Origin of the sequence: Pandoraea anhela (genome assembly GCF_902459655.1) — a bacterium.
GTDB lineage: Bacteria > Pseudomonadota > Gammaproteobacteria > Burkholderiales > Burkholderiaceae > Pandoraea > Pandoraea anhela.
Genome location: NZ_CABPSB010000018.1, coordinates 77,508 through 95,510 on the forward strand (window position 1 = coordinate 77,508; position 18,003 = coordinate 95,510).

An 18,003-nucleotide genomic window follows, 5' to 3' on the forward strand; every position below is an offset into this window, starting at 1 on the left:
CGATGGCGACGCAGACGCTTGAAACCGGTATCGACCGTTCGATCAAGGCGCTGCTCGATCTGCAACAGGAAGACGGTCACTGGCTCTTCGAACTGGAAGCCGACGCGACGATTCCGGCGGAGTACGTGCTGCTTCGTCACCATCTTGGCGAGACAGTCGATGCCGGGCTCGAGGCGAAGATCGCCGCGTATCTGCGTCGCATTCAGGGCGAGCATGGCGGCTGGCCGTTGTTCTACAACGGCAAGTTCGACATGAGCGCGAGCGTGAAAGCGTATTTCGCGCTCAAGATGATCGGCGATCCGGTCGATGCGCCGCACATGGTGCGCGCCCGCGACGCCATTCTGTCGCGTGGCGGTGCGCAGAATTCGAACGTCTTCACGCGCATTTTGCTGGCGTTGTACGGCGTGCTCGAATGGAAGGCCGTGCCGATGATGCCCGTCGAGATCATGCTGCTGCCGCAGTGGTTCCCGTTCCATCTCTCGAAGGTGTCGTACTGGGCGCGTACGGTGATCGTGCCGTTGCTCGTGTTGCAGGCGAAGCGTCCGCTCGCGCGCAATCCGAAGGGCGTGCAGATCGACGAGTTGTTCATTGGCAGCCCGAAGGATGTCGGGCCTCCGAAGCGTGCGCCGCATCAGAGCCGCTTCTGGTTCACGTTCTTCTCCGGCGTCGATCACGTGCTGCGTGTGCTCGATCCGTTCTTCCCGAAGCAACTGCGCGAGAAGTCGGTCAAGCGCGCCGTCGAGTTCGTGGAGGAGCGCCTGAACGGGGAAGACGGCCTCGGCGCAATTTATCCGGCGATGGCCAACGCGGTCATGATGTACGACGTGCTCGGTTATCCCGAAGATCATCCGAGTCGCGCGATCGCCCGCCAGTCGGTCGAGAAGCTGGTGACGCCGGCCGATCACGAGACGTACGTGCAGCCATGCCTGTCGCCGGTGTGGGACACCGCGCTTTGCGCGCATGCGCTGCTCGAAACGGGTGACAAGCGCGCCATCGAACTGGCCGGCAAGGGGCTGGAGTGGCTCGTCCCGTTGCAGATTCTCGATGTGCGTGGCGACTGGATTTCGCGTCGCCCGAACGTGCGTCCGGGCGGCTGGGCGTTCCAGTTCGCCAACCCGCACTATCCGGACGTGGACGACACGGCCGTGGTCGCCATGGCGATGGACCGCTACGAGAAGCTCGCCGGCAAGTTCGAGAACGACAAGATCGACGCCAGCACGCGCCCGATGCGCTATGCGATCGATCGCGGCACCGAGTGGGTCATCGGCATGCAGAGCAGTAACGGCGGCTGGGGGGCGTTCGAGCCGGAAAACACGCATCTTTACCTGAACAACATCCCGTTCTCGGATCACGGCGCGTTGCTCGACCCGCCGACGGTCGACGTCTCGGCACGCTGCCTGTCGATGCTCGGGCAACTGCCGCAGTCGCCCGAGCGCCGCGCATCGGCCGCGCTGGCGCTGAAGTACATTCTCGACGATCAGGAAGCGGACGGTAGCTGGTACGGCCGCTGGGGCATGAATTTCGTGTACGGCACCTGGTCCGCCATGTGCGGTCTGGCGGGGGCGGGGATTCTGCCGGAGCACCCGGCGATGGCGAAGGCCGCGCAGTGGCTCATCTCGATTCAGAACGCGGACGGCGGCTGGGGCGAGGACGGCGACAGCTACAAACTCGAATACAAGGGCTACGAATCGGCGCCGAGCACCTCGTCGCAGACGGCATGGGCGCTGCTCGGCCTGATGGCGGCGGGCAAGGCGGAGCATCCGGCAGTCAAGCGCGGCATCGACTATTTGCTGCGCACGCAGAACGACGAAGGCCTCTGGGACGAAGCGCTCTACACGGCGACGGGTTTTCCGCGCGTGTTCTATCTGCGTTACCACGGCTATCGCAAGTTCTTCCCGCTGTGGGCGCTCGCGCGTTACCGTAATCTGACGGTACGCAACGATTGCCCGGTGCCGTGCGGCATGTAAGATCGACGCACGTCGCCCGAGTCAGTCCCCATCGCCCCGGCATCGACCGATTTTCGTGTCGCTCGCCGGGGCGATGGCGTTGTTGTCGCGCCAAATCCGGTGATCGCCGCCATCGTTGGTCGTATCGATCGCACCAATCTCACCAATCGCACCAATCGCATCCAGCCCCGATCGTCGTCATCGTTGAAGGAACCGTATGAGCCAGCCCATTGTCGTCGTGACCGGTATGCCGTTCGAAGCTCGCATCGCCCGGGGCGACGGGGTGCATGTCGTCTGTGCGCAGAACCGCACGCTGGCCGAGGAACTCGAGGCGGCGATAGCGCGCCAAGGGGCGCGCGGTCTTGTCAGCTTCGGTACGGCGGGCGGGCTCATTCCCGGCGTCAAGGCGGGGCAGTGGGTCATTGCGCACAAGGTGCTCGATATGCCGGCGCGGGGGCGGGAGTACGTCGCCTCCATTGCGTGGGCCGATGCCTTGCATCGTGCGATGCCTCGCGCGCTTCGCGCCGATATGGCGGGTGTGACGGCGCCCGTGGTGAGCGCGCAGGACAAAGCCGCGTTGTTCCGCGAGAGCGGGGCGGCGGCGGCCGACATGGAGTCGCACATCGTGGCGCGCGTGGCGCAGGCGCACGGCCTGCCGTTCGTCGTCGCACGTGTCGTGATCGATCCCGCAGAGCGGTCGCTGCCTCCGGCGGCGCTCGCGGGCATGCGCAGCGACGGCTCCACCGACATGCCGGGTGTGCTGCGTTCGCTGGCGGGCAATCCGTTTCAGTTGCCCGCGCTACTGCGGGTGGGGCAGGACGCCGCGCGCGCCAAAAAAGCGATGACGCAGGGACGTCAGATCGTCGCCCTGCGACTCGGCGACGGGTTCGGTGCGGCGGCGGCGGGGATTTGATCTATCGGTCTATCGACTTACTCTGACGCCGATTGCTGACCACGCGCCTGAGCCCGACCTTTCCACATGCCGCCACGGCCACGCCAGTGTTGCAGCGCCGAGTCGAACGTGAAGACGGTGTAGAGCGCGGCAACGAGCGGCAGCATCGGTCCGAAGCTCGACGGCTGACGATAGAAGCGCAGCATCGGCAGATACGAGATCGTCATGGCGATCCACGCGAACAGGCCCAGCCACTGGCCGATGCCCGAGCCGAAGATCGTCATGACCGGCGGCACGATGAATGTCAGCAACAACGACACGATCGTGCCCGCCAGCAGCACCGGCGAATACTGCAACTGCGCGTACGCCGTGCGCGAGACCATCTTGCGAATCTCGCCAAGGTTGTCGTACGGACGCACGCTCACCGCACGCTCCGTCAGCCCCAGCCAGATCGACCCCTGCTTTTTGAGCAGGCGTCCCATCGCGCAGTCGTCGATGATTTCGTCGCGAATCGCTTCGATGCCACCGCCCGCTTCGAGCGACGCGCGGTGAATCAGCATGCATCCGCCGGCGGCGGCCGCCATCGTCTTCTTCGGATCGTTGACCCACGAGAAGGGGTAGAGCATCTGGAAGAACAGCACGAAGGCCGGAATCAGCGTGCGTTCGAACCACGCCGTGCAACGCAGTTTCGCCATGAGCGAGACGAGTACCCGATTGTCGCCGGTGGCGCGCGTGACCAGACGGCGTACGTTGTCGGGCGAATGCGCGATGTCTGCGTCGGTGTGAAGCAGGTACGTCGGCGCGATGCCGTCGTCGTTCGTCGCGGGATCGCTGGCGAAGGCCACGCCCTGACGCACGGCCCACATCTTGCCGGTCCAGCCGCCGGGCAGCGGCTGACCGCTGAGCACGTCCACGCGTCGCGTCAGGCCGTCTGCGGCCGCACGGGCGGCGGCCTCGCGGGCGAGATCGGCCGTGCCGTCGCTGCTCTGATCGTCGACGACGACGATACGCAGGCGTCCTGCATAGTCCTGACGGCACAGCGACTCGACGACCTGACCGATCGACTCGGCTTCGTTGCGTGCCGGAATGACGACGGCCACGGCGGGCCATACCGCCGGTGCGGGCAAACGGTCCTCGTCCAGATCGTCGCGCTCACGCGCCCGCCAGAAGCCGCCTTGCGAGCTCAGCAGATAAATCCAGATAGCGAGCGACAGGGCGGCGATCCAGGCCAAAACAGTCATGAGAGGTATCCGGCAGAACCAAACCAGGCGAGCGCGTCGCGCAGGCCTTCGGGATAGGCGCGGGCGGTGTAGCCCAACTCGCGCCTGGCCTTCTCGGAGGAGAAGAACATGTGGTAACGCGACATCTTGAGGCCGTCGACCGTCACGAAAGGCTCTTTCCCGGTGAAGCGCGCCACGCCCTGCGCGGCCATCGCCAGCGGATAAAGCGGCCAGCGCGGCAGCGCGACTTTCGGGGCTTTGCGCCCGACCATGCCGGCGATGCTCGCGAGCATGTCGCGCAGCAACACGTCGTCGCCGCCGAGGATGTAGCGCTCGCCGATGCGCCCGCGTTCGAGCGCCAGCAAATGCCCTTGCGCACAGTCGTCGACGTGCACGAGATTCAGGCCCGTATCGACGAACGCGGGGATCTTGCCTTGCGCGGCCTCGACGATGATGCGCCCGGTCGGTGTGGGCTTGATGTCGCGCGGCCCGATGGGCGTGGACGGGTTGACGATCACAGCAGGCAGGCCGTCGTTGGCGATCATCCGCTCGACCAGACGTTCGGCCGCGACCTTGCTGCGCTTGTACACGCCGATGGTCGTGGCTTCATCGTTGGGGGCGGTCTCGTCGACGGGACCGACGGCGTCATGCACACGGAGCGTGGCAACGCTGCTGGTGTACACCACGCGTTCGACGCCGGCGCGCAGCGCCGCTTCCATCACGGTGCGCGTGCCGTCGATATTGGCCCGCATGATGTCGTTGGGGTCTTTCGCCCACAGACGGTAGTCGGCGGCGACGTGGAGCAGGGCGTCCACGCCGGTGAGCGCACGCTGCATGGATTGCGCGTCGCGCATGTCGCCTTCCACGACTTCGACGGGCAGGTCGGCGAGGTTCGCGCGGGGGCTGGTGCCACGCACCAGCAGGCGAACCTCATGACCGCGCGCGAGCGCCGCACGTGCTACCGCAGAACCGACGAACCCGGAGGCGCCGGTGACCAGCACTCGCGACGGCATTTACGCCTTGGCCCGGCGCAATTCGTCGAGCTTGATCTCGACGTGCTTGGAGAACACGAACTCTGCCGGACGCTGCTTGGCGAACGAAATGTCTTCGGCCATCGCGCCTTCGGTGCGCACGCCCTTGAGCGCCACGCCCAGGGCACGCAGCGGGTGCGAAATCGTTTCGTTCACCGCCGTGGCTTCGAAGCCGCTGTGCACCATGCAGTCGGCGCACTTCTCGTAATTGCCCACACCGTACTTGTCCCAGTCGGTGGTGTTCATCAGTTCCGTGTACGTCTTGGCATAGCCTTCGCCGAGCAGGTAGCACGGACGCTGCCAGCCGAACACCGTACGCGTCGGGTTGCCCCACGGCGTGCAGTGATACGAACGGTTGCCGGCGAGGAAGTCCAGGAACAGGCTCGATTGGCTGAACGTCCAGTTCTTGCCGCCGTTGCCGCGCTTGAGAATGTCGCGAAACAGTTGCTTGGTCTTCGAACGGTTCAGGAAGTGCTGCTGGTCCGGGGCGCGCTCGTAGGCGTAACCCGGCGAGACGGTGATGCCGTCGAGGCCGAGTTCCTTCGTCGAATCGAAGAACTTGGCGACCTTCTCCGGATCGGCGTTGTTGAACAGCGTGCAATTGATGTTCACACGGAAGCCGCGCGACTTCGCCAGCTTGATGGCGGCCACGGCGCGGTCGTACACACCTTCCTGCGACACGGCGGCGTCGTGCATTTCACGGTCGCCGTCGAGGTGAATCGACCAGACGAAGAACGGGCTCGGCTCGTAGTCGTCGATCTTCTTTTCGAGCAGCAGCGCGTTGGTGCACAGATACACGAACTTCTTGCGCGCGATGATGCCCTTGACGATCTGCGGCATTTCCTTGTGCAGCAGCGGCTCGCCGCCGGCAATCGAGACCACCGGTGCGCCGCATTCGTCCACGGCGTCGAGCGAGTCCTTGAGCGAGACGCGCTGGTTCAGGATGGGATCCGGATAGTCGATCTTGCCGCAGCCAGAGCAGGCGAGGTTGCAGCGGAACAGCGGTTCGAGCATCAGCACCAGCGGGTAACGCTTGTTGCCCTTGAAGCGTTGCTTCATCAGATAGGCGCCAACATACGCCTGTTGCAGGAAGGGGATGGCCAAGTTCGGCTCCTGTTCGTATAGCGTTAGCCAGCGACCGCTTGGGTTGCGGCGGCCGGCTCGTCTTTGGTCAATTCCGACGGCAAGCGGAACTGGATGGTTTCCTCGATGCCGTCCATGAGAGTCACTTCGACCGTGTCGATGCGACGCAGTGCGTCGATCACGTCTTCGACCATGCGCTCGGGCGCGGACGCCCCTGCGGTGATGCCGATGCGGGCCTTACCGTGCACCCATTCCGGATTTACCTCGGAGCCATCGGCTACGAGATAGCTCGGCAGCCCCATCTCGGAGCCGATTTCGCGCAGGCGGTTCGAGTTCGAGCTGTTCGTCGCCCCGACCACGAGCAGTACGTCCACACGCTCGCACAGCTCGCGCACGGCGGTCTGGCGATTCTGCGTGGCGTAGCAGATGTCTTTGGTATTCGGGCCGACGATGTTGGTAAAGCGACGTTGCAGCGCAGCAATGATACCGCGAGTCTCGTCGACCGACAGGGTGGTCTGCGTTACGTAGGAGACCGGCGTGTCGATGGCGAGCGGCAACGCGTCGACATCGGCTTCGGTCTGCACGAGATGCACGGGACCGTCGATCTGCCCCATCGTCCCCTCGACTTCCGGGTGCCCCGCGTGGCCGATCAGGATCACTTCGCGCCCGGCGGACACGTAGTTCTTGCCCTGAATGTGCACCTTGGTGACGAGCGGGCATGTGGCGTTGAGCACCTTCAGGCCGCGAATCTCGGCCTCCTGTTCGACGACGCGTGCGACGCCGTGTGCGCTGAAAATGGTCACAGCGCCCGCAGGGGCTTCGGATAACTCGGCAATAAAGCGTGCGCCCTTCGCCTTGAGCGAATCGACCACATGCTTGTTATGGACGATCTCATGGCGAACGTAGACGGGGGCGCCGTATTTTTCCAGCGCACGTTCTACGATCTCGATGGCACGTATGACACCCGCACAAAACCCGCGGGGTTGGGCAAGTAGGACTTGCATTCAGCTCTCCGGCTCAGGTCGGCCGGGATGGCGGTTTCTATCGGGAGCCCATGGTGCGCCACGTCTCGATACATGTGGCGTCATGGAGCACGCAAGGCCAGTTTCGATGGCAAATCACGTGCACCCGTGGGGGGACCGCCGTCCGGTCGTTTGACAAGCAGCGATTGTAACCGCCACGGCCAAATATTGCTGACGACCCCCTGTAGAAAGCCGTCGGCGAGTGTTGCGTAAATGTTGACGAAACGGCGCTTATCTGGTGAGGATCTGCGCCGTTTCGGAGGCGATTCCCGTCGAATGTCGCTGAATGCGGGCCCCACTGCCCCGGCGGGGGGCGGTTGGGATCGCTAAGTCTTTGATTTTATTTGCCGAAACGCTCGTTCTTTTCGTGGAGGTACGCAATCAGGCTGTCAATGCCGCCCTGAGCGATGCGCGCCTTGAACTGCGGCTGGTACAACTGAATGAGCCACGCGTTGGCCACGTTCTCGCCCATCATGTTGATGTCGTAAATCTTCCAGCCCTTATCGGTCTTGGCCAGACGGTAGGCAATCGACAGGTTGTCGCCGGGGCCGCTGACGGTCGCGCCGACCACCACGTCGCTGCTGCTCGCCGTGAGTTTGGCCGGATCGAACTTGAACGTGATGTCGTTGCCGCGCACCTGTGAGAGTTGCAGCGCGAACGTGTTCACGAGCAACTGCTGGAATTCCTCGAAGACCTTCTTCTGCTGATCGGGCGTGGCGGCGTCGAACACTTTGGTGCCGACGGCGTAGCGGGTCGTGCGCAGGAAGTCGGCGTACGGCAGGAAGTCGCGGGCGACGACCTTCGCCGTGGCGTTCACGTCGCCGGTTTTGGCGGCCGTGTCGGCTTTCACACCCTTGACGACGGTCTCGACGGCCGTCTTCACCATGTCGTTCGGATTGGCGCTTGCCTGTGCCCAGGCGCTCGATGCGCCACCGATGCCGCTCAATGCGACGGCGGCAACCGTCACCAGAAATTTGTTCATGCCAGCGTGTCTGAGTAGGTTCAATTCGGAGTAGGCCGTAGTGTAGTGCACGTGGTGCGCATGCGGCCCCTGTATACTGCTGCGATTTTGTAAATTCACCGTTTCGTCGCATTCCATGGGCTGATCGACGGGCCTCGACCCCGATTGGTTCCTTGTTTCCGCCAATGTTTAACCTTTCGTTACGCATTGCCCGGTTCACAGGACCCGCGCCGGGATCGACGGTGAGACTTCCACATTCTTCCGGAACCGCTACATGCTGACTTCGCTCGTCGTGCGCATCGTCCGTTTTTCGGCGAAGCACGCGTACCCGGTCATCTTCGCTTCGCTGCTGCTCGTGGTGGCGAGTTGCGTGTATGTCGCGAAGCACTTCGCGATCAACACCGACGTCTCCAGCCTGATCGATCTGAACACGCCGGCTGCCGAACGCGGCCGTGAAATCGATCGTGCCTTTCCGCAGAAGACCGATCTCACGCTCGCCGTGGTGCAGGCGCCGGCGGCCGAGTTCGCCGACAAGGCTGCGGCCGAGCTGGCGAAGAAGCTGGAGACGGAGACCGACGTATTCCGTTCGGTGAGCCGTCCCGGGGCGGGCGATTTCTTCGCGCACAACGCGCTGCTCTTCGCGTCGACCGACGATGTGAAGTCGCTCACGGGCAAGCTCGAAGACGCCAAGCCGTTGCTCAACCGCCTGGCGCAGGATCCGAGTCTGGCCGGGCTGTCGAACCTGCTGTCGGTGACGTTGCAGACACCGCTGCTCACCGGCCAGGTGAAGCTCGCGGACATGACGCATTTGCTCGACAGTGCGGCCGACGCCTCCGAAGCGGTGCTGGCCAACGATCCCGCGAGACCGGCAGGGATGTCGTGGCGCGCGCTGGTCGCGCCCGACACCGTGGCGCGCAGCTACGTACAGGTGCAGCCTGTGCTGGATTACGCTGCGCTCGAAGCCGGCGCGAACGCCGCAACGCGCATTCGCGACGCTGTCGCCGAGCTGAAACTGGCCGAGCGCTACGGCGCGACGGTGCGTCTCACGGGGCCGCGCCCGTTGTCGGACGAGGAGTTCGCGTCCGTGCGTCAGGACGCCGGGCCGAACGCCGTGATTACGTTGCTGGCGGTGCTCGTGGTGCTCTGGCTGGCGGTGCGCTCCGGCAAGATGATTCTCGCGGTGTTCATTACCTTGCTCGCGGGGTTGGCCGTCACCTTCGCGCTGGGCTTGATGATGGTCGGCGCGCTCAACATGATTTCCGTGGCGTTTGCCGTGTTGTTCGTCGGTATCGGCGTGGATTTCGGGATTCAGTTCGGCGTGCGCTATCGCGAAGAACGGCATCGTCTGGAGCATGAAGACGGCGCGTCGGGCGACGCACTGCTGCGCGGTGCGCTCACGCATGCCGGCAAGGCGATCGCCATGCCGCTCTCGCTGGCTGCCGCGGCGACGGCGGCAAGCTTCTTCTCGTTCCTGCCGACGGCCTATCGGGGCGTGTCCGAACTCGGCCTGATCGCCGGCGTGGGCATTCTGTGCGTGGCGTTCCCGTCGGCAATCACGTTGCTGCCGGCGCTCATCAGCGTGTTCAAACCCAAGGGCGAGGCGAGCCCGCCGGGATTCCGCAGCCTCGGGCCGGTCGACGACTTCACCGAAAAGCACCGCAAACCGTTGCTGTACGGCACGCTCGCGCTCGTGATCGCGGGGCTGCCGCTGCTTGCCCACCTGCATTTCGACTTCAATCCGCTGCATCTGAAGGATCCGCACACGGAGTCGATGGCGACGCTCATCGACCTGTCGAACTCGCCGCAGGCCGGTGTCAACGACGTGCAGTTGCTCGCGCCCGACCTCGCCGCCGCCGACGCGCAAGCCGCGAAACTGCGGGCAGTCCCGGAAGTGGGGCGCGTGGTCACGCTCACGACGTTCCTGCCGTCGGACCAACCGGCCAAGCTCGCGCTGATCGCCACCGCTGCGCAGTCGCTGCTGCCGGTGCTCACGCAAACGCCGCTGCCTGGCGTGCCGGACGCGACGCGCGTGTCGGCGCTCAAGACTGCGGCGGGCCAACTGGAAGACGCTGCGCTCGACTACCCCGGTGAGGGGGCGAAGTCAGCCCAACGCCTGGCGACGGCGTTGCGCAAGCTGGCGGCAGCCGACCCGGCGACCCGAGACCGTGCCGATCACGCGATTGCCGATCCGCTGAAACTCGCGCTCGGCCAATTACGCGACGCGCTGCAACCGCATCGCGTCACGCGTGAAACCTTGCCGCAGGACATTGCGTCGCAGTGGGTGGCGGCCGATGGACGCGCGCTCGTGAACATTTCGCCGCGCGTGGCGCCAGGCGCGGATCCGAGCGACGACGCGATGCTGCGCAAATTCACCGAAGCCGTGTTGCGCACCACCCCGGACGCCGTGGGTGGCCCGATCTCGATTCTTCGTTCGGCCAATACGATCATTCGCGCGTTCATCCAGGCGGGTGTGTGGGCGCTGCTGTCGATTACCCTGCTGCTGTGGCTGGCGTTGCGCAGTTTCGGCGACGTGTTGCGTACGCTGGTGCCGTTGCTGGTCTCGGCTGCCGTCACCCTCGAAGTCACGGTCCTGATCGGCCTGCCGCTGAACTTCGCCAACATCATTGCCTTGCCGCTGCTGCTGGGCGTGGGCGTCGCCTTCAAGATCTATTACGTGATTGCGTGGCGACACGGGCAGTACCGATTGCTGGCCTCCGGATTGACGCAGGCGATCGTGCTCTCTGCGGCGACGACCGGCATTGCGTTCGGCAGCTTGTGGCTGTCGCACCATCCGGGCACGTCGAGCATGGGCAAGCTGCTGGCGCTGTCGCTGGTCTGCACGCTCATCGGTGCGGTGTTCTTCCAGCCGGTGCTCATGGGCAAGCCGCGCGACGGTGCGACGCCGCCGCCCAAGTCCTGAGGACGGCGTGACGACCTTGCCCGTGCGCAGGTTGCAACGCGCACGCAGCACTTTCCAATGCAAAACGGCACCGTGAGGTGCCGTTTTCGCTCCGTCGCCAAGTATCGGCAAACGGGCGACGCGACGCTTGCCAGATTCGGCCAATTCGACCAATTGGACCTGTTCGATCTGTTCGATCTGTTCGACCGATTCGGCCTGTTCGATCTCGTCGACCGATTACACCGCTTCGACCTTGCCGCCGAGGCGTTCGGCCAGCCCACGTCGGATCGACGCGGCGATTCCCTGAGCATCGAGACCGACGGACGCAAGTTGTTGCGCGGGCGTGCCCTGATCGATGTACGTATCGGGCAGACCCAATTGCAGCACCGGGACGAGTACGCCATGCGCATTCAGCGCTTCGATGCAAGCCGTGCCCGCACCGCCCATCACCGCGCCTTCTTCCAGCGTGACGACGAGGTCGTGTGTGCGGGCCACGTCGAGCAAGGTCGCTTCGTCCAACGGCTTCACGAAACGCATGTTGACGACGCTGGCGTCGAACTCCTGCGCGACCTGTTCGGCCAGCGCGACCATCGAACCGAACGCCAGCATGGCGACGCGACGACCTGCCGGGGCGGCGCTTTGACGACGCGTTTGTGCGCGTCCGACCGGCAACGTGGACAGACCGGCTTCGATCTTCACGCCCGGCCCCGTACCGCGCGGGTATCGCACGGCGCTCGGGCCATCGATGCCGAGTGCCGTCTGCAACAACTGGCGGCATTCGTTTTCGTCGGCCGGGGCCATCACCACCATGTTCGGGATGCAGCGCAGATACGCCATGTCGTAGGCGCCGGCGTGCGTCGCACCGTCTGCACCGACCAGACCGCCACGATCGATGGCAAACACGACCGGCAGGTTCTGCAATGCCACATCGTGAATCAGTTGGTCGTAGCCACGTTGCAGGAACGTCGAGTAAATCGCGACGACCGGCCTGAGGCCTTCCGTTGCCAGACCGCCCGCAAACGTGACGGCATGCTGCTCGGCGATGCCCACGTCGTAATACCGTTCGGGAAAACGCTTCTCGAACGCCACGAGGCCGGAGCCCTCGCGCATGGCCGGCGTGATGCCGACGACACGCGGATCGGCGGCCGCCGCATCGCACAGCCATTCGCCGAACACTTGCGTGTAGGTCTTGGCCGAAACGGCACCGGGCGCTGCCGGACGAATGCCTTCGCTCGGATTGAACTTGCCCGGGCCGTGGTACAGCACCGGGTCGGCCTCGGCCAGCTTGTAGCCACGCCCTTTGCGCGTGACGACATGCAGAAATTGCGGCCCCCTGAGCGCCTTGATGTTCTCGAGCGCGGGAATCAGGGCGTCCAGGTCGTGGCCGTCGATGGGGCCGAGATAGTTGAAGCCGAATTCCTCGAACATCGTGCCCGTCGGGGACACGATGGCCTTGGCGTGTTCTTCGAGCTTGTGCGCGAGTTCGCGCATCGGCGCCGGGGCGTTACGCAGAAGATTGCGTACGCTTTCCTTGCCTGCCGAGTAAAACTGACCCGACATCAGGCGCGTGAGGTACTGATTGAGCGCACCGACCGGCGGTGAGATCGACATGTCGTTGTCGTTGAGCACGACGAGGAACGGCAGATCGTCGTACACGCCCGCGTTGTTGAGCGCTTCGAATGCTTCGCCGGCCGTCATCGCACCGTCGCCGATCACGGCGATGGCGTGACGTTTCTCGCCCTTGACCTTGCTCGCCAGCGCCATTCCCAGCGCCGCCGAGATCGACGTGCTCGAATGTGCCGTGCCGAACGTGTCGTAAGGCGATTCGTCGCGCTTGGGAAACCCCGACAGGCCCTGCCACTGGCGCAGCGTCGGCAAGGCCTCACGTCGGCCCGTCAGGATCTTGTGCGGGTACGTCTGATGACCCACGTCCCATACGATCCGGTCGTTCGGCGTATCGAAGACGTAGTGCAGGGCGATCGTCAGTTCGACCGTGCCCAGATTCGACGACAGATGCCCGCCGGTGCGCGACACATTCTCGAGCACGCAGGCGCGCAGTTCGTCGGCCACGCGTCGCAATTCGGCGCGCGAGAGGGCGCGCAATTCAGTCGGGGAGTGGATGCTGGCTAGCAAATCGGTCATGGCTGAACGTCCTGAACGCCCGTCTGTGCGCTTACTTCACCAGCCGGGTAAAGGAAGCCAGCAGGCGGTCGATGTCGGTCGTCGTGAGGTTGCCCATCGTCGAGATGCGGAATAAGGATTTCGACAGGCCGCCTTGACCTGCGTAGATCACAAAACCGTCGGCTTTCAGCCAGTCGTGCAAACGCGGGTAGTCCACACCGGCGGGCAACTGGTACGCGCGCAGCACGACCGACGATTCGTTCGGCGGCAGCACGCTGTCGATGCCCAATGCGGCCAGACCGGCGCGCACCTGCTCGGCAAGCGCCGCGTAGTGCGCGTGACGCTTTTGCCAACCGCCGGCGTCCGCCAGTTCGCGCAGGGCTTCGACCAGCGCGTAGTAGGCCTGCACGGACGGCGTGAACGGCGTGTTGCGCTCGGCTTGCAGCTTGGCCAGACGCGCAATGTCGAGGTAATAGGTGCGGCTGAAGGCCTTCGCGAGGGCGTCTTTACGCACGAGCACGAACGATACGCCCGGCACGCCATGCACGCACTTGTTGGCGGTCGCGGCGACCGCCACGATGCCCGAGTCGTTGAAATCGATGGCTTCGGCGGCAAAGCTGCTCACACCGTCGACGAGCAGATCGATGCCGCGCTCACGGCAAACGCGCGCGATACCCGTCAGATCGTTCAGACGGCCGGTCGTCGTTTCGTGGTGGATGATCGCCACATGGGTGTAAGGGCGATCGCCGGCGGCGTCGAGTCTGGCGACGATTTGCGCCAGATCCGGCGCCTGCATCCACTCGAAATGGATGACGTCGTGATCGATGCGGTATTGCTTCGCGATTTGCGAGATGCGCTCGCCGTACACGCCGTTCTCGACGATCAGCAGGCGGCCGTTTTCCGGCACGAGGCCAGCCGTCATGCTCTCGACGGCGGCCGTGCCCGAACCCGTCATCAGGACCGGCGTCCACACGGCCGGATCGAGACCGTAGACAGCGGTCAGGCGTGCTCGGGCTTCGTCTTGCAGGTCGAAGAATTCGGGCTCGCGGTGGCACAGATCGGGTTGCAGCAGGCTCTTGCGAACACGTTCGGTCAACGTCACGGGGCCCGGATTCAGTAACAGCATGGTGAAGCTTCCTCGGCGGATTTTAGCGGTTCAGCAGTCAAAGGGGACGCTCAGGTCACGCCTGGGCGCGTTGTGCAATGTGGTCCATCAGACGCGACTTGACGGCTTCCGGCGTGACTTTCGGGCGCGGCAGACCGTCCGGTGTGCCCGGCCGTGTCGTCAGGCAAGCGAAGCGCGGACCGTCGTTCAGGCTGGCAGTGCGGCCGTCGAACAGTTGCTCAATGACGTCGAGCGTATCGCCTTCGAGCGCGAGCGCGTAGCCGCTGGCAGCCGCTACGCCGGCGAACGATACCGTAGGCGATACCGTAGCTTGCGCGCCGGTCGAGTCGTGCGACGCATTGTCGAGCAGCAGATGCACGAGGTTCGAGGGACCGTAAGCGCCCAGCGTGGCAAAAGCGCCCATGCGCATTAGCGCCGCGCCGTCGCCATCGAGCGCGACCACGCGCAGGTCGGGACGCGCCAGCGCCAGACCGAGCGCCAGCGTCGTGACGCAACCCATCGAACCGACCATATACAACTGGTTGGCGCGATCGTCGAGCGCATACAGTTCGCGTCCGCAGAAGCCGGTCGACGCAAGCACCACGGTGCCTTCGAGGGGCGTGTGGGCAATGACGCGGGCGAGGGCGTCGCGACGCGTCGGCAGGTCGGACGGCGCTACGCCACGCATGACGGACACCGGCGCGGGCTGTGCCGGACGCGCCGGACGCTCGGACGGTTGCAACGGGAACGACGCTACGCTGCCCTTTTGCATCACGAGCGCGTAGGGGCGGCCGGTCTCGTCCATATGGCGCACCGCGCGCTCGAGCGCCGGGCCGATCGCTTCCGGCTCGGTCGGGAACAACTCCCACGGCACTTCCATCAGGTCGAGCATGGCCGGCGTGATCGGCCCCATGAGCGCGTGTTGCGGCTCATCGGTGATGCCGGGCTGGCCGCGCCACGTCACGATCAGCAACTGCGGCAGACGGAAAGTCCACGTGAGCGACGTGAGCGGACTCACGGCGTTGCCGAGGCCCGAGTTCTGCATCATGGTGACGGCGCGCGCGCCACGGCCCTCGCCGAGCGTCGCCCCTGCCGCGATGGCGACGGCGTCGCCCTCGTTGGCAGCCGACAGGTAATGCAGCGTCGGGTCTTGCAGCACGTAGTTGATGAACGGCGTGAGGAACGAACACGGCACGCCGGTGTACCACGTGAAGCCATGCTTGCGCGCGGCTTCGACGAACTGTCCTGCCTCAATCACCTTGCGTCTCCGGGGCGCTGCCGTTGAACGGTGTCTGGCCATGGGCGAAGTCGGCCGCACGGCGGAATTCTTCCATGTCGTTCACGCCGCGCCAGTGGCCATGCACGTATTGCACTTCGATCCTGGCGCCATCGGCGCTCAGGGCGTTGATCAGGTCCGGCATGCCGAGCTGGTCGAAGTCGGCGCGTGTCTGCAAGGCGGCGAATACGCGTTGCAGTTGGGCGCGGCCTTGCTCGCCACGCACACCCAGCAGGCCGATCCAGCGCCCGTTCGGCGTGCGTCCGGCGTCCGCGACGTCGCCGCTGATCTTCTCGAGCAGCACTTGCTGACCGAACAGGCCGCGGTCGTCGCCGGACGAGCAGTACGCGAAGTCGCGCACGCTGGCGTTCGCGGCATGGGCCGTGGCGGCGGCAGTGGAGTCGACCACGACGGTGAAGCCCGCGTCGCTCTCGACCAGATCGCGCACGATGTAGCTGCGGAACAGCAGGTCGCCGTACGAGATGACGGTGTCCTGCGTGAAGGCGTTGGCCACGCGGGCGAGCGACGCCAATTCGCCGGTTTCGGCGTGACGTTCGTTGATCGCGAGCGTGATGCCGGCGGTGTCGATGGCGTCGGCGCGATAGCCGCCTACGACGGTAATGTCGTTCATGTTCTGCTTCTTGAAGCCGTCGACCAGCCAGCGCAGCAGCGGCTTGCCGGCGACCGGCAGCATGACCTTCGGACGGTCGGTCGTCACGCTTTCCAGATTCTTGCCGCGACTCGCCGCCAGCACGATGGCCGAGCGCGGTGCGTTCGCGGCGGACAGGTAGCGGTCTTCGGCCTGGGTGTACTCGTCGGCGTCTTGCAGACGGAAGATTTCATCGACGGTCGCGACGCGATCTTCAACGTTGATGAGCGTTTGGTTCCGGTAGATATCGGCTGCGACCGACTGCATGGCCGAGGTGGCTGCGCGCATCAGATGGTTCGCCCAGATCACGAGGCTGATGCCCGCCTCGCGGAACACGTCGGTCGGCGTGCTGTAGTACTTCGTCGGCACGATCACCAGCGGGCAGCGGTTGCCCCACTCGCGCGCGAATTGCACGATTTCGTCAGCACGTTTGAGCTTGCTGTGGATCAGGATGGCGTCGGCGCCGGCCTGGTGATAGGCCTCCGCACGACGCAGCGCTTCTTCCATGCCCCAGCCGGCGATCAGCGCCTCGACGCGGGCGACGATGGAGAAATCGTCGTCGGCCTGCGAATCCTTGCCGGCCTTGATCTTGCCGCAGAACTCGTCGATGTCGGCAAGCGGTTGACGTTCGCCGCCGATAAAGCTGTTGGTCTTCGGGAAGACCTTGTCTTCGATACACACGCCGGCGATGCCGCGTTGCTCGAGCTTGCGCACGAGACGTCGCATGTTGTTGAAGTTGCCGTAGCCGGTGTCGCCGTCGAGCAGAATCGGCAGATCGCTGGCGTCGGCCATGAACTCGAGGTTGTCGACGACTTGCGTCCAGCTCGCTTCGTTGTTGTCGCGAACGCCGAACTGCGCCGAAATGGTCAGGCCGGACCCCCAGATGCCCTTGAAACCGGCTTCACGCACGATACGTGCCGAGATGCCGTTATGGGCTTCCATCAGGAATTCGAGCTGATCGCTGCGCAGCATGGCGCGCAGTTGCGCCGCGCGTGTCGCGGTCGGCGAGAGGGGGAGTGCGTCGGGAGCGTTCATTCTGACACCATCGTGAGCGGTTCGAGTTGCGGCAGCACTTCCTGTGCGGCGCGCTTCACATCTTCAGGGTAGTCGATTTCGATCCACGGGAAGCCCGTGACGTCGGCGGTCTCAAACTGTGCGCCGCGCTCGAGCAGCAGGTCTCGCACGGCTTCTTCGTGCGGCATCTTGGCGCGGCCGGACGCGACGTAATCGCGCGTGATCTCGGCCAGACGTGCGGCGGTCGCTTCGTTGAAACGGAAGAAACCGACCGATTCGCCGACGGTGTCGTATTCCAGACCGACCATGACCTGCTTGCGCAACTCCACGGGCACGCCGTCTCGCAGGCACAGCTTGACCGGCTCGTCGCCCACTTCGAAATCGCGGTCGATCAGCAGGCGGTTGGCCGTCTCGCCCGCCACGAGCGCATTGAAAATGCGCTGGTCGTAGAGCACGTCGGCGTCCATCACGAGCACGTCGCCACCGGCGGTCATCGCCTCGGCCGTGACATGCAGCGTGAGCACGCTGCCCAGATTGAATTCCGGGTTCAGGTAAATCTTGGGGCGCGGCGTCCAGTTCAGACGGTCGAGTTCCTCGCTCACTTGTTCGTGATGGAAACCGAGCGCGAGCACGACGTCCGTGATGCCGGCAGCCGCCAGCATACGAAGGTGGCGCTCCAGCAGCGACATGCCGTCGAACTTCAGCAGGCACTTGGGCGACTGCTGGTTTTCGGGCTGGAGCAAACGCAGGCCCATGCCTGCTGCGAGAATGATGGCCCGCATGG

The 18,003-nt window shown here is 64.8% G+C and carries 13 protein-coding genes; 3 read left to right on the plus strand and 10 right to left on the minus strand.

What is annotated here, in order from left to right:
• Nucleotides 1-2 precede the first annotated feature (2 nt).
• Together shc and PAN31108_RS20880 are read left to right on the plus strand one after the other, a co-directional pair.
• Nucleotides 3-1,967, plus strand: a complete 1,965-nt coding sequence (gene shc / locus PAN31108_RS20875) for a squalene--hopene cyclase (protein WP_150670717.1) — start codon at nucleotides 3-5, stop codon at nucleotides 1,965-1,967.
• A gap of 196 nt (nucleotides 1,968-2,163) precedes the next feature.
• A complete protein-coding gene (locus PAN31108_RS20880; RefSeq protein WP_150670683.1) occupies nucleotides 2,164-2,859 on the plus strand; it encodes a phosphorylase in 696 nt (231 codons plus the stop codon).
• A 17-nt stretch (nucleotides 2,860-2,876) separates the two neighbouring features.
• Here the strand turns inward: PAN31108_RS20880 and PAN31108_RS20885 are convergent, their stop codons facing one another.
• From PAN31108_RS20885 to PAN31108_RS20905, 5 genes are all read right to left on the minus strand, one after another.
• Nucleotides 2,877-4,079 (minus strand): glycosyltransferase, encoded by a 1,203-nt coding sequence (locus PAN31108_RS20885; protein ID WP_150670684.1) that lies wholly within the window; start codon nucleotides 4,077-4,079, stop codon nucleotides 2,877-2,879.
• On the minus strand, nucleotides 4,076-5,071 hold the full coding sequence (gene hpnA, locus PAN31108_RS20890) for a hopanoid-associated sugar epimerase (protein ID WP_150670685.1): 996 nt from the start codon (nucleotides 5,069-5,071) through the stop codon (nucleotides 4,076-4,078). The genes PAN31108_RS20885 and hpnA overlap by 4 nt, the downstream gene beginning before the upstream one ends.
• Nucleotides 5,072-6,193 carry an adenosyl-hopene transferase HpnH gene (gene hpnH / locus PAN31108_RS20895; RefSeq protein WP_150670686.1) on the minus strand — a complete coding sequence of 374 codons (1,122 nt, stop codon included), beginning with the start codon at nucleotides 6,191-6,193 and terminating at the stop codon, nucleotides 5,072-5,074. It lies immediately after the preceding gene.
• Nucleotides 6,194-6,216: 23 nt separating this feature from the next.
• A complete protein-coding gene (ispH, locus tag PAN31108_RS20900; protein ID WP_150670687.1) occupies nucleotides 6,217-7,176 on the minus strand; it encodes a 4-hydroxy-3-methylbut-2-enyl diphosphate reductase in 960 nt (319 codons plus the stop codon).
• 358 nt (nucleotides 7,177-7,534) lie between these two features.
• Nucleotides 7,535-8,176, minus strand: a complete 642-nt coding sequence (locus PAN31108_RS20905) for an MlaC/ttg2D family ABC transporter substrate-binding protein (RefSeq protein WP_150670688.1) — start codon at nucleotides 8,174-8,176, stop codon at nucleotides 7,535-7,537.
• A gap of 253 nt (nucleotides 8,177-8,429) precedes the next feature.
• Between PAN31108_RS20905 and hpnN the strand changes: the two genes are divergently transcribed.
• A complete protein-coding gene (gene hpnN, locus PAN31108_RS20910; protein WP_150670689.1) occupies nucleotides 8,430-11,075 on the plus strand; it encodes a hopanoid transporter HpnN in 2,646 nt (881 codons plus the stop codon).
• 216 nt (nucleotides 11,076-11,291) lie between these two features.
• On the opposite strand, the gene dxs is transcribed toward hpnN, so the two are convergent.
• The 5 genes from dxs to PAN31108_RS20935 are packed head-to-tail and all read right to left on the minus strand — an operon-like array spanning nucleotide 11,292 to nucleotide 18,001.
• Nucleotides 11,292-13,196, minus strand: coding sequence for a 1-deoxy-D-xylulose-5-phosphate synthase (dxs, locus tag PAN31108_RS20915; RefSeq protein ID WP_150670690.1), 1,905 nt, complete (start codon nucleotides 13,194-13,196; stop codon nucleotides 11,292-11,294).
• Between the two features lie 31 nt (nucleotides 13,197-13,227).
• On the minus strand, nucleotides 13,228-14,301 hold the full coding sequence (locus PAN31108_RS20920; protein WP_150670691.1) for a 2-aminoethylphosphonate aminotransferase: 1,074 nt from the start codon (nucleotides 14,299-14,301) through the stop codon (nucleotides 13,228-13,230).
• A 55-nt stretch (nucleotides 14,302-14,356) separates the two neighbouring features.
• Complete coding sequence (gene aepY / locus PAN31108_RS20925) at nucleotides 14,357-15,538, minus strand: phosphonopyruvate decarboxylase (protein ID WP_150670692.1); 1,182 nt, start codon at nucleotides 15,536-15,538, stop codon at nucleotides 14,357-14,359.
• On the minus strand, nucleotides 15,531-17,240 hold the full coding sequence (gene aepX / locus PAN31108_RS20930; protein ID WP_150670693.1) for a phosphoenolpyruvate mutase: 1,710 nt from the start codon (nucleotides 17,238-17,240) through the stop codon (nucleotides 15,531-15,533). The genes aepY and aepX overlap by 8 nt, the downstream gene beginning before the upstream one ends.
• The gene (locus PAN31108_RS20935) at nucleotides 17,237-18,001 is read right to left on the minus strand and encodes a phosphocholine cytidylyltransferase family protein (protein ID WP_150670694.1); all 765 of its coding nucleotides are present in this window, start codon (nucleotides 17,999-18,001) and stop codon (nucleotides 17,237-17,239) included. Before PAN31108_RS20935 ends, aepX begins: the two co-directional genes overlap by 4 nt.
• Nucleotides 18,002-18,003: the final 2 nt, after the last annotated feature.

Bases quoted from the DNA above. Each gene is read 5' to 3' on its own strand.
- PAN31108_RS20880 (WP_150670683.1), top strand. From the start codon at position 2,164: ATGAGCCAGCCCATTGTCGTCGTGACCGGTATGCCGTTCGAAGCTCGC.
- PAN31108_RS20920 (WP_150670691.1), bottom strand. From the start codon at position 14,301: ATGCTGTTACTGAATCCGGGCCCCGTGACGTTGACCGAACGTGTTCGC.
- PAN31108_RS20885 (WP_150670684.1), bottom strand. From the start codon at position 4,079: ATGACTGTTTTGGCCTGGATCGCCGCCCTGTCGCTCGCTATCTGGATT.
- hpnA (WP_150670685.1), bottom strand. From the start codon at position 5,071: ATGCCGTCGCGAGTGCTGGTCACCGGCGCCTCCGGGTTCGTCGGTTCT.
- PAN31108_RS20935 (WP_150670694.1), bottom strand. From the start codon at position 18,001: ATGCGGGCCATCATTCTCGCAGCAGGCATGGGCCTGCGTTTGCTCCAG.
- hpnN (WP_150670689.1), top strand. From the start codon at position 8,430: ATGCTGACTTCGCTCGTCGTGCGCATCGTCCGTTTTTCGGCGAAGCAC.
- dxs (WP_150670690.1), bottom strand. From the start codon at position 13,196: ATGACCGATTTGCTAGCCAGCATCCACTCCCCGACTGAATTGCGCGCC.
- ispH (WP_150670687.1), bottom strand. From the start codon at position 7,176: ATGCAAGTCCTACTTGCCCAACCCCGCGGGTTTTGTGCGGGTGTCATA.
- PAN31108_RS20905 (WP_150670688.1), bottom strand. From the start codon at position 8,176: ATGAACAAATTTCTGGTGACGGTTGCCGCCGTCGCATTGAGCGGCATC.
- aepX (WP_150670693.1), bottom strand. From the start codon at position 17,240: ATGAACGCTCCCGACGCACTCCCCCTCTCGCCGACCGCGACACGCGCG.
- shc (WP_150670717.1), top strand. From the start codon at position 3: ATGGCGACGCAGACGCTTGAAACCGGTATCGACCGTTCGATCAAGGCG.